The sequence below is a fragment of the Pseudomonas sp. B23(2017) genome (genome assembly GCF_002113725.1).
GTDB lineage: Bacteria > Pseudomonadota > Gammaproteobacteria > Pseudomonadales > Pseudomonadaceae > Aquipseudomonas > Aquipseudomonas putida_Z.
The window spans coordinates 1-15,888 of the sequence record NZ_NEJM01000024.1 but is presented as its reverse complement, the minus strand read 5'-3'; the positions used below and the strand labels follow the sequence as shown (position 1 = coordinate 15,888).

General features: G+C 64.7%; 16 protein-coding genes. 4 read left to right on the top strand and 12 right to left on the bottom strand.

From position 1 onward, the window contains the following. From CAG46_RS26310 to CAG46_RS26280, 7 genes are all read right to left on the bottom strand, one after another. Positions 1-366: a Na+/H+ antiporter subunit G gene (locus CAG46_RS26310; protein ID WP_025338378.1), complete on the bottom strand. Its 366-nt coding sequence runs from the start codon at positions 364-366 to the stop codon at positions 1-3. After that, a complete protein-coding gene (locus tag CAG46_RS26305) occupies positions 363-641 on the bottom strand; it encodes a K+/H+ antiporter subunit F (RefSeq protein ID WP_085619485.1) in 279 nt (92 codons plus the stop codon). The genes CAG46_RS26310 and CAG46_RS26305 overlap by 4 nt, the downstream gene beginning before the upstream one ends. Next, the gene (locus CAG46_RS26300) at positions 638-1,126 is read right to left on the bottom strand and encodes a Na+/H+ antiporter subunit E (protein ID WP_025338379.1); all 489 of its coding nucleotides are present in this window, start codon (positions 1,124-1,126) and stop codon (positions 638-640) included. Before CAG46_RS26300 ends, CAG46_RS26305 begins: the two co-directional genes overlap by 4 nt. Continuing rightward, positions 1,123-2,802, bottom strand: coding sequence for a monovalent cation/H+ antiporter subunit D (locus CAG46_RS26295; protein WP_085619482.1), 1,680 nt, complete (start codon positions 2,800-2,802; stop codon positions 1,123-1,125). Before CAG46_RS26295 ends, CAG46_RS26300 begins: the two co-directional genes overlap by 4 nt. Beyond that, positions 2,799-3,143, bottom strand: coding sequence for a Na+/H+ antiporter subunit C (locus tag CAG46_RS26290; RefSeq protein WP_013971840.1), 345 nt, complete (start codon positions 3,141-3,143; stop codon positions 2,799-2,801). The genes CAG46_RS26295 and CAG46_RS26290 overlap by 4 nt, the downstream gene beginning before the upstream one ends. Further along, on the bottom strand, positions 3,143-6,058 hold the full coding sequence (locus CAG46_RS26285) for a monovalent cation/H+ antiporter subunit A (protein ID WP_085619480.1): 2,916 nt from the start codon (positions 6,056-6,058) through the stop codon (positions 3,143-3,145). The genes CAG46_RS26290 and CAG46_RS26285 overlap by 1 nt, the downstream gene beginning before the upstream one ends. A gap of 150 nt (positions 6,059-6,208) precedes the next feature. After that, entirely contained in the window at positions 6,209-7,159 is a 951-nt protein-coding gene (locus CAG46_RS26280) for a DMT family transporter (protein ID WP_025338382.1), read from the bottom strand. 83 nt (positions 7,160-7,242) lie between these two features. On the opposite strand from CAG46_RS26280, the gene CAG46_RS26275 reads away from it, so the two are divergent. After that, complete coding sequence (locus CAG46_RS26275) at positions 7,243-7,806, top strand: helix-turn-helix domain-containing protein (protein ID WP_015269662.1); 564 nt, start codon at positions 7,243-7,245, stop codon at positions 7,804-7,806. A 142-nt stretch (positions 7,807-7,948) separates the two neighbouring features. On the opposite strand, the gene CAG46_RS26270 is transcribed toward CAG46_RS26275, so the two are convergent. Continuing rightward, positions 7,949-8,497: a cysteine hydrolase family protein gene (locus CAG46_RS26270; RefSeq protein ID WP_085619478.1), complete on the bottom strand. Its 549-nt coding sequence runs from the start codon at positions 8,495-8,497 to the stop codon at positions 7,949-7,951. A gap of 82 nt (positions 8,498-8,579) precedes the next feature. On the opposite strand from CAG46_RS26270, the gene CAG46_RS26265 reads away from it, so the two are divergent. Further along, on the top strand, positions 8,580-9,563 hold the full coding sequence (locus CAG46_RS26265; protein WP_085619476.1) for a GlxA family transcriptional regulator: 984 nt from the start codon (positions 8,580-8,582) through the stop codon (positions 9,561-9,563). Positions 9,564-9,669: 106 nt separating this feature from the next. Then, a complete protein-coding gene (locus CAG46_RS26260; protein ID WP_025338386.1) occupies positions 9,670-10,050 on the top strand; it encodes an antibiotic biosynthesis monooxygenase in 381 nt (126 codons plus the stop codon). Here the strand turns inward: CAG46_RS26260 and CAG46_RS26255 are convergent. Further along, complete coding sequence (locus CAG46_RS26255; RefSeq protein ID WP_075044261.1) at positions 10,029-10,799, bottom strand: S9 family peptidase; 771 nt, start codon at positions 10,797-10,799, stop codon at positions 10,029-10,031. The genes CAG46_RS26260 and CAG46_RS26255 overlap by 22 nt on opposite strands. Continuing rightward, positions 10,783-11,901, bottom strand: coding sequence for a DUF3182 family protein (locus CAG46_RS26250; RefSeq protein ID WP_085619474.1), 1,119 nt, complete (start codon positions 11,899-11,901; stop codon positions 10,783-10,785). The genes CAG46_RS26255 and CAG46_RS26250 overlap by 17 nt, the downstream gene beginning before the upstream one ends. Positions 11,902-12,121: 220 nt before the next feature. Between CAG46_RS26250 and CAG46_RS26245 the strand changes: the two genes are divergently transcribed. Further along, positions 12,122-13,930, top strand: coding sequence for an aminopeptidase P family protein (locus CAG46_RS26245; RefSeq protein WP_085619472.1), 1,809 nt, complete (start codon positions 12,122-12,124; stop codon positions 13,928-13,930). 41 nt (positions 13,931-13,971) lie between these two features. Here the strand turns inward: CAG46_RS26245 and CAG46_RS26240 are convergent, their stop codons facing one another. Both CAG46_RS26240 and rhtA read right to left on the bottom strand, forming a co-directional pair. Then, positions 13,972-14,253, bottom strand: coding sequence for a hypothetical protein (locus CAG46_RS26240; protein WP_025338390.1), 282 nt, complete (start codon positions 14,251-14,253; stop codon positions 13,972-13,974). A gap of 190 nt (positions 14,254-14,443) precedes the next feature. Then, complete coding sequence (rhtA, locus tag CAG46_RS26235) at positions 14,444-15,331, bottom strand: threonine/homoserine exporter RhtA (protein ID WP_085619470.1); 888 nt, start codon at positions 15,329-15,331, stop codon at positions 14,444-14,446. Positions 15,332-15,888: the final 557 nt, after the last annotated feature.

Below are 15,888 nucleotides of genomic sequence, written 5' to 3'. Positions count from 1 at the left end.
TCAGTTACCGCGATCGCGGCCGCTGCTCACTTCTTCAGGTACCGGCTCTTTCGCCATGCGTTTGCGGAACAGCGCTGCCCGGGCCAGCAACAGTGTTGTCACCGGTACGGTGATCGACAGCAGGATCGGAATCAGCCAGGCGTGCAGCACCGGGGCGTCCTTGAGCCAGGAAAAGTAGATGATCGAGGCCAGTGCCACGCACCAGGCTCCAATGGTCGAGGCCAGTGCCGGCGGGTGCATGCGCTGGAAGTAGTCCTTCAGCCGCAGCAGGCCCACGGCACCGATCAGGGCGAACAGGCTGCCGGTCAGCAGCAGCGCGGCAGTGACCAGCTCCAGCCAGAACGGGAGTTGCAGGGTTTCAGTCATTCGATCACCTCACCGCGCAGCAGGAACTTGGCCAGGGCAAACGAGCCAACGAAACCGAACAGCGCAATCAGCAGTGCACCTTCGAAGTAGGTGTCACTGGCATAACGGATTCCCAGTACCAGCATGGTCAGCATGGCCAGGATGTACAGGTAGTCCAGCGCCAGCACCCGGTCCTGGGCGGACGGGCCGCGGAACAGCCGGATAAGTGCCAGGGCCATGGAAAGGGCGAAGATGAACAGGCTGGCGAGGACAGCGTTGGCGAGCAGGCCTGTCATTGGAAAATCTCCATCAGCGGGCGTTCGTAGGTGTCCTTGAAGTGCTGGATGAAGGCCGCCTCATCGTCCAGGTCGAACACATGCAGCAGCAACACGCTGCGGTCCAGCGCCAGCTCGGACCAGACCGTGCCGGGCACTACCGTGGTAATCATCGACAACGCCGCCAGGCCATGCGGGTCGCGCAGGGCCAGCGGGATGTGCACGAACGCCGAGCGTGGCGGCTGCTTGCCAGCGCGCAGCACGCCACGGGCAACCAGCAGGTTGGACATGATCACATCGATGCCGACCCGACCAATCAGCCGGGCGATGGCCAGCGGCCGTCGCACATGGGCATGCTGCGGGCGCAGCGGTGCCATCAGCAGCGGCGCCAGCACGCCGAGCGCGGCAGCCAGCAGCAGGTTGCCGGGGCTGACCGACAGGTTCAGCAACAGCCACAGGCCGAATAGCGAAACCGATAACAGCGGTGCGGGGAACAGTCGATTCATGGCTGCACCTGTACGTCGAGCGAGGTGGGGCCAGGAATCGGCCGGGCGGCCATCACGGCTTCGATATAGGCGTCGGGGGCCTGCAGGCTGGCGGCGGTGTCCTGGGTGTAGCGCAGCAGCGGTTCGGCCTTGAAGCTGAGGATGATGCACAGGCCGAGCAGGATGACGATGGGCAGGCATTCATAGCGGCGCAGCACCGGCGACGGGCGTTCCTCAGGCTTCCAGAAACGCTGGATGCCGACGCGGCCGAAGGCGATCAGCGAGGCCATGCCAGACAGGATCAGCAACGCCACCAGGCCCCAGCCCGCCGTGCCCAGCGGCTGCTCGGCAGGTACGCCCAGCCCCTGCGGGTTGAACAGCGCGCTGATCAGGTTGAGCTTGCCGACAAAGCCCGACAGCGGCGGCATGCCGATGATCAGCAGGGCGCAGGCGATGAAGCTGAGGCCGAGGAAGGCCATGGTCCACGGGATGATCTGGCCGATCACCACCTTCTGCTCATCGTCGAGGTTGATGCCCTTGGGCGGGTGCAGTGATTCCAGCGGTGGCGGCATGGCGTCTTCTTCGTCGTCCAGCGGTGCTTCGTTGGCCGAGCGCGAACGTTCGACCAGTTCGGCGAGCAGGAACAACGCGCACAGCGCCAGGGTCGAGTTGACCAGGTAGAACAATGCTGCGCCGGTCAGCGCCGATTGCGCAAAACCGACGGCGCCGAGCAGGGTGCCGGCCGAAACCAGGATGCTGAGGGCGGCCAAGCGCTCCAGGCGCTGCGCGGCCAGGATCGACACCGCCGCCACCGCCAGGGTGACCAGGCCACCGTACACCAGCCATTCACCACCGAAGTGCGCCGAGGCCCCGGCCTGCCCGGAGAACAGCAGTGTCCACAGGCGCAGCACGGCATACAGGCCGACCTTGGTCATGATGGCGAACAGCGCAGCCACCGGCGCGCTGGCGGAGGCATAGGCCGGCACCAGCCAGAAGTTCAGCGGCCAGATGCCGGCCTTGACCAGGAAGGCCATGGCCAGGATCGCTGCGCCGGCATGCAGCAGGCCACGGTCGGCCTCCGGCACCAGTGGAATCTTCAGGGCCAGGTCGGCCATGTTCAGGGTGCCGGTCACGCCATACAGCATCGCCGCGCCGATCAGGAACAGCGACGAGGCAAACAGGTTGATGGCAATGTAATGCAGGCCGGCACGCACCCGGGCGCGGCCCGAGCCATGCAGCAGCAGGCCATAGGAAGCGGCCAGCAGCACCTCGAAGAACACGAACAGGTTGAACAGGTCGGCGGTGAGGAAGGCGCCGTACAGGCCCATCAGCTGGATCTGGAACAGTGCGTGGAAGCTGGCCCCGGCACCGTCCCAGCGGGCGCGGGCAAACAGCAGGGCACTGAAGCCGATGATGCCGGTGAGGGTCAGCAGCAGGGCCGACAGGTGGTCGACCACCAGCACGATGCCGAACGGCGCCGGCCAGTTGCCTGGCAGGTAGACACCGATCGATTCCGCCTGGCCCTGGGTGCGCACCCACAGTAGCAGGCTGACCGCGATGGCCAGGCCGGCGAAGGTCGACAGCAGGTTCAGCCGGGCTTTTATCTGCCGGTGTTTCTCGCCCAGCAGCAACATCACTGCCGCGGTCACCAGGGGCAGCAGGATGGGCGCGATGATCAATTGGCTCATGCCACTCATTCGTCACGCTCCCGGCCATCCACGTGGTCGGTACCGGTCAGGCCGCGCGAGGCCAGCAACACCACCAGGAACAGCGCGGTCATGGCAAAGCTGATGACGATGGCGGTGAGCACCAGGGCCTGTGGCAGGGGGTCGGTGTAGTGCAGCAGGTCCTGGGGCACGCCGTCCTTGATGATCGGTTCCTTGCCGATGAACAGGCTGCCCATGCTGAAGATGAACAGGTTGACCCCGTACGACAGCAGGCACAGGCCCATGATCACCTGGTAGGTTCGCGGACGCAGGATCAGCCACACCCCCGAGGCGGCCAGAACGCCGATGGCAACTGCAATCACTTCTTCCATCAGGCGGCTCCTGCTTGGCTGGTTTTCGCCGGGTTGCCCGGGCGGTAGGCGCGCACCGACTGGTGCGCCAGGGCAGTGAGGATCAGCAGGGTCGAGCCGACCACCACGGTAAACACGCCGACATCGAAGAACAGCGCGCTGGCCACGTGCACATCGCCGAGCAACGGCAGGTGCAGGTGGGCGGTATGGGTGGTGAGGAACGGGTAGCCCAGCAGCATGGCGCCCGCGCCGGTCAGGGTTGCGCACAGCAGCCCGGTGCCCATCCAGCGCAGCGGGCGCAGGCTCATCTGCGCCTCGACCCACTGGGTGCCGGCCACCATGTACTGCAGGATGAACGCCACCGACATCACCAGGCCGGCGACAAAGCCGCCACCGGGCTGGTTGTGGCCACGCATGAACAGATACATCGACACCAGCAGGGCGATCGGCAGCAGCAGGCGCACCAGCACCGCAGGCACCATCATGAAGCCCAGGGCGGTGTCGGTGGCATGCCGTGGGTTGATCAGGTCGGTGACCACGTCGGGTGCCAGCTGGCGCTGCTGCGCCGGCAGTTGCATGCTTTCCTTCGGCGGGCGGAAGCGCCGCAGCAGGGCGAACACGGTCAGCGCTACGGCCACCAGCACGGTGATTTCACCGAGGGTATCGAAACCACGGAAATCGACCAGCATGACATTGACCACGTTGGTGCCACCGCCCTGGGGCAGGGCCCGGCTCAGGTAGAACGAGGAAATGTCGTTCGGCGTCGGCCGGGTGAGCATGGCGTAGGACAGCACGGCCATGCCGCCACCTACCAGCACCGCCAGCAGCAGATCGCGCAGGCGACGCATGCGCGCACGCTCCAGGCTGCCCGGCAGCGGCGATACGCCTTCGATCCGCCGCGGCAGCCAGCGCAGGCCGAGCAGGATCAGCACGGTGGTGACCACTTCCACCACCAGCTGGGTCAGGGCCAGGTCGGGCGCGGAGAACCAGACGAAGGTGATGCATGTCATCAGGCCGCAGACGCTGACCATGATCAACGCCGCCAAGCGGTGATACTTGGCCTGGTAGGCGGCGCCGATGGCACAGGCAATGGCGATCAGCCACAGCGCGACGAATACGCCCGAGCCCGGAATCTTCGGCCGGTCGCCCCAGCTCAGGCCGCTGTAGAGCATGGGGGTGAGACCGGCGAGAAAGGCGGCGAACACCAGCATGAACAGCTGCGACTGCAGGCGGCGGCTGGTGAGCAGGCGCTCGATGCGCCGCGCCAGCAGCATCAGTTGCACCTGGCCGTGTTCGAACAGGCGCTTGCCGTTGAAACGCTCGATCACTGGCGGGTAGGGGAAGCGGCCCAGGCGCAGCTGCTTGCGCAGCAGCAGGTACAGCACGATACCGCCGCTCATGGCCACCAGGCTCATGATCAGCGGCGCGTTCCAGCCATGCCAGATAGCCAGGCTGTATTCCGGCAGGGTGCCGCCCACCACCGGCAGGGCGGCGGCGGCCAGCAGCGGGCCGACCGACTGGGCAGGGAAGATGCCCACCACCAGGCAGGTAAGCACCAGCAGTTCGACCGGCGCACGCATCCAGCGTGGCGGTTCGTGCGGGGTGTGCGGGAGGTCTTGCGCCGTGGGGCCGAAGAACACATCGACGGTGAAGCGCAGGGCATAGGCCACGCTGAAGGTGCCGGCCAGGGTGGCGATCACCGGCAGCGTGGCCTCGACCCAGGCAGTGGAGCTGATGAACACCGTTTCGGCGAAGAACATTTCCTTGGACAGGAAGCCGTTCATCAACGGCACGCCGGCCATCGAGGCGCTGGCGACCATGGCCAGGGTGGCGGTGTATGGCACCAGGCGTATCAGCCCGCTGAGGCGGCGGATGTCACGGGTACCGCTTTCGTGGTCGATGATGCCGGCGGCCATGAACAACGAGGCCTTGAAGGTGGCGTGGTTGAGAATGTGGAACACCGCCGCGACGGCGGCCAGCGGGCTGTTCAGGCCCAGTAGCAGGGTAATCAGGCCCAGGTGGCTGATGGTCGAGTACGCCAGCAGGCCCTTGAGGTCGTTCTGGAACATGGCGGCGAAGGCGCCGAGCAGCAGGGTGAGGGCGCCGGCACCGCCGACGATCCAGAACCACTCCTCGCTGCCCGACAGCACCGGCCACAGGCGCGCCAGCAGGAACACCCCGGCCTTGACCATGGTCGCCGAGTGCAGGTAAGCCGATACCGGGGTGGGCGCTGCCATGGCATGGGGCAGCCAGAACTGGAAGGGGAATTGTGCGCTCTTGCTCAGGGCGCCGATGAGGATCAGTGGCAGCAGCACCGGGTACAGCGCATGCTGGCGGATGGTGTTGCCGGCAGCCAGGACCTTGTCCAGGTCGTAGCTGCCGACCACATGGCCGAGCAGCAGGGCACCCACCAGCAGGCACAAGCCGCCCGCGCCCGTGACCATCAGCGCCATGTAGGCGCCGCGGCGGGCGTCGGCACGGTGGTGCCAGTAACCGATCAGCAGGAACGAGAACAGGCTGGTGAGTTCCCAGAAGAACACCAGCTGGATCAGGTTGCCGGAGATCACCAGGCCGAGCATGGCGCCCATGAACGCGAGGAAGAAGGCGAAGAAGCGCGGCACCGGGTCTTGTGGCGACATGTAGTAGCGGGCATACAGCGACACCAGCGTACCGATGCCCAGCACCAGCAGCGAGAACAGCCAGGCGAAGCCGTCCATGCGCAGCACCAGGTTCAACCCCAGGCTGGGCAGCCAGAGGAATTCTTCGCGAATCACGCCACCGTGGGCAACCTGAGGGTACAGCAGTGCTACCTGGACAGTGCCGACCAGGGCCACGAGCCCGGCGAGAATGGACTCCGCGTTACGTGCGTTGTGCGGCAGCACGGCTGCCAGGCAACTGCCCACGAACGGCAGAAGCAATAGCACTATCAATGACATAGCGTTCTATTCTGGAGAAGTTTGCAAAGAATCATACGTGCCGAGGGGTTGATCACCAACACGCAAGCTGTCGCAGAATCCTACAAACAGGCTGTGACAAGCTGTTTTTTTATAACAGATTCTTACAAAGCATAGCCGCAGTTGGCGGCTTTACAGGCCAGCCTGGCGTTCGCCTTCATCCTGCACGTCCCGTGCTTCGGCCACCTCGCGCGGGCGGCGTACCTTGAGTTCGCTGACCACCACCGCGATCACGATCAGCAGGCCGCCGAGCAGTGCCACGCCCGGCAGGCGCTCACCGGCGATGCGCCCGACGATCCCGGCCCATACCGGTTCGCCGGCATAGATGAGGGTGGCGCGGGTGGGCGAGACCGACTTCTGCGCCCAGTTCATTGCCACCTGGATCACCGCGCTCATGGCGCCCAGCCCCACGGCACTGGCCAGCAGCAGCCAGGAAAAGTCGGGTATGCGCTCCTGGGTCGGCACGATCATCAGGAACGCCAGCAGCGAGGCGGTCGCCAGCTGCACCACGGTGACCCGGCGCACATCGACCTGGCCGGCGTAGCGGCTGATCAGGATGATTTCGCCGGCAATGGCCACGGCGCTGACCAGGGTTACCAGCTCGCCTTCGCTGAAGTGCAGGCTGCCACCCTCCGGGCCGGCCAGCAGCATCAGGCCGATGAACGCCAGGGCAATACCGATGCTGGGCATCAGGCCGGGGCGCCGGCCCAGCACCAGCCATTGCAGCAGCGGCACGAACGGCACGTACAGCGCGGTGATGAACGCCGACTGGCTGCTGCTGATGGTTTGCAGGCCCATGGTCTGCAGGCCGTAGCCGAGCATGATCGACACCCCGATCAGCATGCCGGCCTTCAGTTCGGTGAAGGTCAGCCCCGGCAGCGCCCGCGCCGAGACCACCCCGACGAACAGCGCGGCTGCAGCGAAGCGCAGGCCGACGAAGAACATCGGGCCGCTGACGGTCATCACGTTGTGCACCAGCAGGAAGGTGCCGCCCCACAGCATGGTGATGAACACCAGCACCAGTTCGGCCTTGCTCAGGCGAAAGGCAACGGCAGGGGTCGGTTTGCTGCTGGGCTGGCTCATGGTCTTGCGCACTCGGAGGGGGCGGCGCACAATCGCCGCAAAGTGGGCAGTATACTGCGCAATACCGACCAGTGAGCAATATAGTGCACAAAGATTCCTCGCACCGGGCATCGGTGCTGCAGCATGTCAGCCTCAATGTACGCAGCCTGCGCAATGCCGCGGGCATGAGCCAGACGGCGCTGGCGGAGCGCTCCGGTGTCAGCCGGCGCATGCTGGTGGCGATCGAGGCGGGCGAAAAGAATGTCAGCCTGACTACCCTCGACCTGATTGCCGAAGCCTTGGGCGTGGCTTTCAGTACTCTGATCCAGGCACCTGACCAGCGTGACCCTGGGCGCATCGAAGAATTGGCCTGGGCCGGGGAGCACCCGCAGAGCCGGGCGGTGCTGCTGGGCAGCAGTGTGGCGCGGCGCGAGGTGGAGCTGTGGGAGTGGACCCTGGCACCGGGCGAGTGCTATTCCAGCGAGGCTGATGCCGAGGGCTGGAGCGAGCAGATCTATGTGGCGCAAGGGCAACTGACGCTGATTATCGAAGGGGTCGAGCATCGCCTGCAGGTCGGGCAGTTCCATGTGTTTCCCAGCAATTGCCGGTATGCCTATCGCAACGATGGGGCGGTGGCGGTGCGGTTTGTGCGTAATGTGGTGATTTGATCGAGAGGTGTTGCTGCCTCCAGGGCCTCATCGCCGGCAAGCCAGCTCCCACAGGTTCTCCACTGGCTCCGAGCCTGAAGGTGGACCTGTGGGAGCTGGCTTGCCGGCGATGAGGCCTGTATGGGCAACCCAAGGTTCGCGGTCAGTCTCCTATCAACTCGTCGGTCCTGACCACCTTGGCATAGGCAAACGCCAACGCCGCCATCACCGAATCATGCACCTGCGCCGCCGGCACCCGCTTGCCATCGAACTCCAGTGGCAGCGTGGCACAGGCGTCGTGCGCCACGGTCACATCGTAACCCAGGTCGGCCGCGGCCCGGGTGGCGGCGTCGACGCACATGTGGCTCATGCTGCCGACGATGGTCAGGGCCTCGACGCCATGCCGGTCCAGCGTGTGCTCAAGGTCGGTACCGAGGAAGGCGTTGACCTTGTGCTTGAGCACCACCGGTTCACCGGCCTGAGGCTCGACCTTGGCATGGATCGCCGCACCCTGCGAGCCTGGCGCGAAGAACGGCGCATCGGCGCTGTCGAACTCATGCCGCACATGCACCACCAGGTCGCCCCGTTGACGCGCCGCCGCCAACAGGCGGGCAGCATTGTCGGCCGCCTGGTCGGCACCATCGAGGGTCCATTTGCCGCCCGGGAAGTAGTCGTTCTGGATGTCGATGATGATCAGCGCCTGCTTGCTCATGCTGCCTCCTGTGGCAGTAGTCGTTGGATGACGTTAGTTATAGGCTGTGTGCACTGACCTGAGGATTGGCGCGAACGACACTATGCAGGCAAAAACTGACAACCCCGCCAGCCTGGACATCGGCCTGCTGTTGTACCCCGGCGCGCAACGTGCTGCCGTGCATGGGCTGGCCGACCTGTTCCTGGTGGCCAATCGGGTGGTCGCCGAACTGGGGGCCGTCGAGTTGCCATCGGTGCGTATCAGCTTCTGGCAGGCGGACGAAGCGGGGCAGCTGCAGCCTGCCCCTGAGAGCCCACCTGCCGCCGCGGCCGATCTGCGGGTGCTGATCATTCCGCCGAGCCTGGAGTCGGCACCTCAGGGTGAGCTGCTTGAGCGCCATCGTGCTTCGTTATGCCAGTTGCACGGGCACGGCACGGTGCTGGCATCGGTGTGCATCGGGGTGTTCTTCATCGCCGCCAGTGGCCTGCTCGACGGGCGCCCGGCCTGCACCCACTGGAACTACGTGCATTCGCTTGCCCAGCGTTTTCCCATGGTGCGGGTTGAGGCCCAGCAACCGTTGCTGGACGATGGCGACATCGTCACCTCGGCCGGGCTGATGGCCTGGACCGACCTGGGCTTGCGCTTGCTGGAGCGATTCATGGGCGCGACGGTGGCGCGGGAAACGGCCCGCTACCTGGCGGTCGACCCGGTCGCGGCGCCGCTGCCTGGTGCAGTGTTCAATCCACGCCTGGACCATGGCGATGAGGCGGTGCTGAAAGTGCAGCACTGGTTGCAGGGCAACGGTGGGCAGGATGCCGACCTGGCCAGCATGGCTGCGTGCGCGGGGCTGGAGGAACGCACCTTCCTGCGGCGTTTTCGTGCTGCCACCGGGCTACGGCCGACCGAGTACTGCCAGCAGGTGAGGGTGGGGCGGGCGTGCCGCTTGCTGGAGTTCACCCGGCGCAATGTCGAGCAGATCGCCTGGGGCGTCGGTTACCAGGACCCGGGTGCGTTTCGCAAGGTGTTTCAGCGCATCACCGGCCTGACCCCGAGTGATTACCGGCGGCGCTTCGCGGTATCGGGTTAGGGCGCGGGTGCGTTCCCGGTGCGGAAAATCGCTTGACCTTGACATAACTTGAGGTTTTACCCTGCTCGGCATCGCGCTGTAGGCGTCCGTCACCAGGAGACCGTTCATGACGGCAACATCCCATGCCCTGTGGTTTACCCAGATGATCGAATATGAAGTGCCTGGCAGGTTCCAGCAGGCGTTGGCCCAGGCGCTGGTGGCGCGCAGCGAAGCGCTGGCCGCGCGTTGCGAAGGGCTGCAGGGTGTCAGCATTCAGGCCAGCGACGATGGCAGCCGGGTGCTGCAGTACCTCCAATGGCAGTCCCGCCAGGCGTGGGCAGCGGCGGCCGTTTATTTCGTCGGGGAACCTTTCCTCGAACTGCTTGGCCAGCATCAGGCGCGTGGGGTCAATTTTGCTGCCTACCAGACCCTGCGTAGCCTGGTGCGCGGCGCCGATGGCGGCCTGCATTGCCAGGTAGGCGAGCCTCAGGCATACCAGGGCGCGTAGTGCGGGTAGCGGTCCAGGCGGGCGCCAACGACCATTTCGCTGACCCATGCCGCCAGGATCGAACTGTAGGCTTTCTGGCTCTCTTCGCTGGACAACGCGTGGTCGGCACCGTCGACGATGCGGTGGGTGAGCGAATGGGCGCTGACGAATGCCGAGCGGTAGCTCATCAAGGTGCTGTGCGGCACATAGTCGTCCTGCTCGGACTCCACCAGCAGTACATCGCCACCGAACTCGGCACAGGCTGCCAGTGCGCGGTTGTCCGCCGGGCCGAGCGGGCGCTGGCGGTAGGCGTTCAACCGTTGCCGGTCGAGGGTTTGCTTGGGGAGGTTCCATTCGTCGTCCCAGTACATGGCGGGCACCCGCAGGGCCAGCCATTTGACCGGCCGCTCGCGGGTCAGCAGGGTGGCCAGATAGCCGCCGTAGCTGCTGCCGATGATGGCGATGGCACTGGTGTCGACGGCCGGGTGGCTTACCAGCCGGTCGTAGGCCACCAGCAGGTCGGTCAGGTTCTGTTCGCGGGTGACCGTCAGCCGTTGGCTTTCGGTTTTTTCGTGGCCGCGCAGGTCGAAGGTCATGCACACGCAGCCCAGCCCGGTGATATGCCGGGCGCGGGCCAGGTCGCGTTGCTGGCTGCCACCCCAGCCGTGGACGAAGAGAATGCCCGGCATCTTGCTGCCGGGGCTGACCAGGGTGCCGACGATGCTGTCATCCTCGACCTGCAGTTCAACGGTTTCACTCTGAATGGTCATGTTCACGAATCCGCGCGAATTTGCTGAGTTGTCCGAGTTCACTGTCGTTTCCTTGGTAAAAGAGGGTGGCGTCAGTGGGCAGTTCGGGGGTGCCGAACACTTCATGGGTGGAGGCACGCACCCGTTGCAATGCCGGGTCGTCGGCGAACGCCTGCAAGGCCAGCAGCTCGGCACTGCTGGCTCCGCCCAGGCGCCAGGATTGTTCGAGTACGCCGCTGCGCAGGTGGCCCATGGGGTTGACGCCACGGGCGATGTCGTAGTTGCGCCGTGAGGCGATGAAGCCGGGGAAGTGCTGCTCGGCGGCCTGTTCGTAGGCCATCGCCTGGTTGATGGCCAGGCGCAGCGGCTCCTCCAGCGGCAGTTGCAGCAGTGCCTGGTAGTCACCGCGCACCACTACCAGGTCGGAGCCGCCATACACTTCCGTGCCCTGGTGGTCGCGGGTCAGTTGCTGGGTACCGTGATAGCTGCAGGTCAGGCCGGCGACACGTACCTGGCCGACGCTGAAGGTTTGCACTTCGCTCAGGTCTTCCTCGAGCACCAGCCCCCACAGCGCAAGGTCCTGGTCATCCATGCCGGCCAGCAGCGGTTCCAGTTCATCCACCGCGGTGATGACCTGTTGCCCACGGCCTGCGCAGGCCAGTACCGGCTTGATCCGCAACGGGCCGTCCGCCAACAACAGCTGTGCGGCGGTGCGCGCATCAGCCTTGCTGAACACGGTATAGCCGCGCAGCAGGGCGTCGCTGGCTTGGCGGGCGAAGGCATCGGTCCAGCCCGGCGGGAAACTGGCCCCGGCCGGCAACGGGTGGGAGATCGCCTTGGTCGCCATGTAGGGGTGTGCGACCAGGCCACCGAACAGATCCTGCTCGCTGCAGATGCCCAGGGCGGCATGGCGCTTGGGATCGACCAGGGTTTCGGTGGGCAGGTAGTAGTAGCCATCGGTGGCGCTTGGTGGCTGGCTGGGTTGCACGTGTGGGCAGCCCAGCAGGCGGGCCAGGCCATCGGCAAGCTTCAGGTGCACGGCATGCTCGTGGTCGGGGGTGTGCGCGCGGGTGTCGAGCAGCACCACGCCGCTTTTAGGGGCGCAGGCATTGGGCATGGTCATTTGCCTGTGTGCAATGAATGTACTGAGTGTGAAGCCGGTGCTTTGAGGAAGTTCAGCGGAACTTGATCGGTGGTCCTGGCCCGGCTGTAGGAAATGCCTGGTATGCGCAGGGCGTGACGGGCAATGCATGCCGTGTGTCGGTCGCCACGATTGCAGGGCTTCGGCGGCTGTTCCATTATCGGCGCACTGGATAAACCGTGATGTAGCCGCAGGAGAGCGCATGAACGTTCAGACCACCTTTGGGCAAAGCGTGCCGCAGCGCCTGGCGCAGGTTCGCCAGGCCATGGCCGCAGAGGGCATCGATGCCTTGCTGGTACCCTCGGCCGACCCCCATCTTTCCGAGTACCTGCCCGGTTACTGGCAAGGGCGCCAGTGGCTGTCGGGTTTCCACGGCTCGGTCGGCACGCTGGTGGTCACGGCTGGCTTTGCCGGGCTGTGGGTCGATAGCCGCTACTGGGAACAGGCGGAACACGAGCTGGCTGGCAGCGGCATCGAGCTGATGAAGTTGTTGCCGGGCAAGCCTGGTGCGCTGGAATGGCTGGGCGATAACGTCGAGATCAATGGCAGCGTGGCGGTAGACGGCGCGGTCATGGCCCTGGCTTCGGCGCGCCAGCTTGGCGACCGGCTGAAGGCGCGCGGGGCGCGACTGGTGACGGACAAGGACCTGCTGAGCCAGGTATGGGAAGGGCGCCCGGCGCTGCCAGGCAACCCGGTCTACCAGCATTTGCCACCGCACGCCACGGTAAGCCGTGCGGAGAAGCTGGCGCAGTTGCGCCAGAGCGTGCAGGCCAAGGGGGCCGACTGGCATTTCATCGCTACCCTGGATGACATTGCCTGGCTGTTCAACCTGCGCGGTAGCGATGTGTCCTATAACCCGGTGTTCGTCGCCTTTGCCTTGATCAGCCAGCAGCAGGCCATCCTGTTCGTCGGCCAGGACAAGCTCGACGAACATCTACGCCAGGTGCTGGCGGCCGACGGTATCGAGGCGCGCGACTACGCCGAAGCAGGCAAGGCCCTTGCCGCCATGCCGGCCGGCAGCCGATTGCTGGTCGACCCGGCCCGGGTAACCTGCGGCCTGCTGGATAACCTGCCGGCCGGGGTGGAACTGGTCGAGGGGCTCAACCCCAGCACCCTGAGCAAGTCGTGCAAAGGTGATGACGATCTGGTGCACATCCGCCAGGTGATGGAGCAGGACGGCGCGGCCTTGTGCGAGTTCTTCGCCTGGCTCGAGGCCAACCTCGGTCGGGAGCGGGTTACCGAACTGACGGTCGACGAGCAGTTGAGTGCCGCGCGTGCCCGCCGCCCAGGCTTCGTGTCGTTGAGCTTCTCGACCATTGCCGCCTTCAATGGCAATGGCGCGATGCCGCATTACCGTGCCACCGAGCAGTCGCATGCGGTCATCGAGGGCGATGGTCTGCTGCTGATCGATTCGGGTGGGCAGTACCTTGGCGGCACCACCGACATCACCCGCATGGTGCCGGTGGGCAACCCGAGCCTTGCACAGAAGCAGGATTGCACGCGCGTGCTCAAAGGCATGATCGCCCTGTCGCGGGCCACCTTCCCGCGAGGCGTGCTGTCGCCGTTGCTCGATGCCATTGCCCGGGCACCGATCTGGGCTGACCAGGTGGATTACGGCCACGGCACCGGGCATGGGGTGGGTTACTTCATGAATGTGCACGAGGGGCCGCAGGTAATTGCGTACCAGGCGGCGCCCACGCCGCAGACCGCGATGCAGGTGGGCATGATCAGCTCGATCGAGCCGGGCACGTACCGCCCAGGGCAGTGGGGTGTGCGCATCGAGAACCTGGTGGTCAACCGCGAGGCCGGCAAGAGCGCCTTCGGCGACTTCCTGCACTTCGAGACCCTGACGCTGTGCCCGATCGATACCCGCTGCCTGGTACCCGAACTGCTGGCCAGGGAAGAGCTGGACTGGTTGAACGGCTATCACGCCACGGTACGCGAGCGCCTGGCGCCGTTGCTCAAGGGGGACGCGCTGGCCTGGCTGGAGGCGCGTACCGCGCCCTTGTAAGGTGGCAAATGAAAAGGGCAGCTTGCGAGCTGCCCTTTTTTCTACTTGCAGATGACGATCATGCTGCGGCTGGTGTAACCCGCCGGGTTGATGCCGAACAAGTAGTCACCGGGTTCTTCATCGCTATCGCCCGAGCGTGCAATGACCCGGTAGCCGCGTGTGCTGCAGGAGCTTGCGGCCTTGCTGTAGCAGTTGTCCCACGAGGAAGACAGGCCGGAGCAATTGATATGCAGGCCCTTCTTGCCCCTTTTGACCTCAGTCTTGGCCGTGGCGGCACATCCAGCAATAGCCAAGATGGCCAGGATGAGCAAAATACGTTTCATTCCTGTCCTTAAATGCAGGGCGGATCAGCTGCCAGGCCCTGTCGTTATCGCTTCGGTTCTTCCTGAAATTTCCCCAGCGTCCGTGTTCGGTCCAGTAGATAGCGTAAAGATGATGATTCTGTGACAGCTTAATGAGCGAGACGGGTCGCTACAATCATTAATCCTGTCTCAAATGAAAATATTTCTCATATCAGTCTGCCGCGACGGCCGGGCTGGGTTCCTTGCGCATGGACAGGGTGGTGCCGACCGACGCGGTAATGATCGCCAGGATGGCCAGCCACTGGGTAATCGTCAGGACCTCGCCCAGGAACAGCAGGCCGGACAGTGCGCCGAAGGCTGGTTCGATGCTCATGAGGGTGCCGAAGGTGCGTGCCGGGATGCGCGTGAGGGCAACCATTTCCAGGCTGTAGGGCAGGGCGGTGGACAGCACCGCGACGCCCAGGGCCATGGGGATCACGGCGGGAGTGAGCAATGCGCTGCCGGCGTGGGCGATACCGATGGGGGCAACGAACAGCGCGGCGACCACAACGCCCAGTGCGGCACTCTGGATACCATGCTCGGCCCCGGCCCGCTGCCCGAACAGGATGTACAGTGCCCAGCACACGCCCGCGCCCAGGGCATAGGCTGCGCCGACCGGGTCGAGGGCCTGCCCGCCATGGCCGGCCGGCAGCAACAGCAGCAGGCCGACGATGGCCAGCGCAATCCACAGGAAGTCGATCGGCCGGCGCGAGGAGAAGATCGCCACGGCCAACGGGCCGGTGAACTCCAGTGCCACGGCGATGCCGATCGGTACCGTTTGCAGGGCCATATAGAAGAGGAAGTTCATGCCGCCCAGCGCCATGCCGTAGATGATGACGTTGCGCAGGGTGTTGCGGGTCATGCGCACTCGCCACGGGCGCAGGATCAGCAGCATGATGATGCTGGCAAAGATCAGGCGCAGGGTGGTGGTGCCTTGTGCGCCGATGAGGGGGAACATGCTTTTGGCCAGGGAGGCACCGGACTGTATCGATGCCATGGCGATGAGCAGCAGGCCGATCGGGAAGAGGGTAGCGGCCAGGCTGCGGGGCTGGGTGTTCATTTCTGTGCAGCGATCCTTGAGCGGGGTGGGGGTGAGCAATATAGTGCGCAATTATGAGGGTGTGGGGCAAGGTGCCGGCCATGAGTTTTCTGGCGCCTGCAAAATCGAGCGCCGCCCACGCGGCGCGCGATCTCATAGGCGCTGCAAGGCTTGCGGCGAGCACCTGGCGGCCCTGACGCGGTCTTTTTCAAAAAGATTCTAAATTATTGAAATTAAAGGTTGACCTCCTGAAACGCCACCCTATAATGCGCACCACTCCAACGCGGTAGCGAAGCAAAGCCAGTCACCCTGTTGAGTCAAGTGTTTGAAGCTAAACGAGTTTCTCGCAAAAAACTTCAAAATAAACGCTTGACAGCAAATGAGGAGAGCGTAGAATGCGCGCCTCGGTTGAGACGAAAGGCTCTTAACCAAACGCTCTTTAACAAATCGAATCAAGCAATTCGTGTGGGTGCTTGTGGGTACGGACTGATAGTCACAAAGATTATCAGCATCACAAGTGGCCATGCGAGAAATCACATAGTCATTTGAGATTGCTGAGCCAAGTTTAGGGTTTCTTA

What these genes read in the sequence shown, in the direction of transcription:
- CAG46_RS26265 (WP_085619476.1), top strand. Translation starts at nt 8,580, where the DNA reads ATGCAGGCAAAAACTGACAACCCCGCCAGCCTGGACATCGGCCTGCTG.
- CAG46_RS26280 (WP_025338382.1), bottom strand. Translation starts at nt 7,159, where the DNA reads ATGAGCCAGCCCAGCAGCAAACCGACCCCTGCCGTTGCCTTTCGCCTG.
- CAG46_RS26240 (WP_025338390.1), bottom strand. Translation starts at nt 14,253, where the DNA reads ATGAAACGTATTTTGCTCATCCTGGCCATCTTGGCTATTGCTGGATGT.
- CAG46_RS26310 (WP_025338378.1), bottom strand. Translation starts at nt 366, where the DNA reads ATGACTGAAACCCTGCAACTCCCGTTCTGGCTGGAGCTGGTCACTGCC.
- CAG46_RS26290 (WP_013971840.1), bottom strand. Translation starts at nt 3,143, where the DNA reads ATGGAAGAAGTGATTGCAGTTGCCATCGGCGTTCTGGCCGCCTCGGGG.
- CAG46_RS26300 (WP_025338379.1), bottom strand. Translation starts at nt 1,126, where the DNA reads ATGAATCGACTGTTCCCCGCACCGCTGTTATCGGTTTCGCTATTCGGC.
- CAG46_RS26245 (WP_085619472.1), top strand. Translation starts at nt 12,122, where the DNA reads ATGAACGTTCAGACCACCTTTGGGCAAAGCGTGCCGCAGCGCCTGGCG.
- CAG46_RS26295 (WP_085619482.1), bottom strand. Translation starts at nt 2,802, where the DNA reads ATGAGTGGCATGAGCCAATTGATCATCGCGCCCATCCTGCTGCCCCTG.
- CAG46_RS26285 (WP_085619480.1), bottom strand. Translation starts at nt 6,058, where the DNA reads ATGTCATTGATAGTGCTATTGCTTCTGCCGTTCGTGGGCAGTTGCCTG.
- CAG46_RS26270 (WP_085619478.1), bottom strand. Translation starts at nt 8,497, where the DNA reads ATGAGCAAGCAGGCGCTGATCATCATCGACATCCAGAACGACTACTTC.
- CAG46_RS26260 (WP_025338386.1), top strand. Translation starts at nt 9,670, where the DNA reads ATGACGGCAACATCCCATGCCCTGTGGTTTACCCAGATGATCGAATAT.
- rhtA (WP_085619470.1), bottom strand. Translation starts at nt 15,331, where the DNA reads ATGAACACCCAGCCCCGCAGCCTGGCCGCTACCCTCTTCCCGATCGGC.
- CAG46_RS26250 (WP_085619474.1), bottom strand. Translation starts at nt 11,901, where the DNA reads ATGACCATGCCCAATGCCTGCGCCCCTAAAAGCGGCGTGGTGCTGCTC.
- CAG46_RS26255 (WP_075044261.1), bottom strand. Translation starts at nt 10,799, where the DNA reads ATGACCATTCAGAGTGAAACCGTTGAACTGCAGGTCGAGGATGACAGC.
- CAG46_RS26305 (WP_085619485.1), bottom strand. Translation starts at nt 641, where the DNA reads ATGACAGGCCTGCTCGCCAACGCTGTCCTCGCCAGCCTGTTCATCTTC.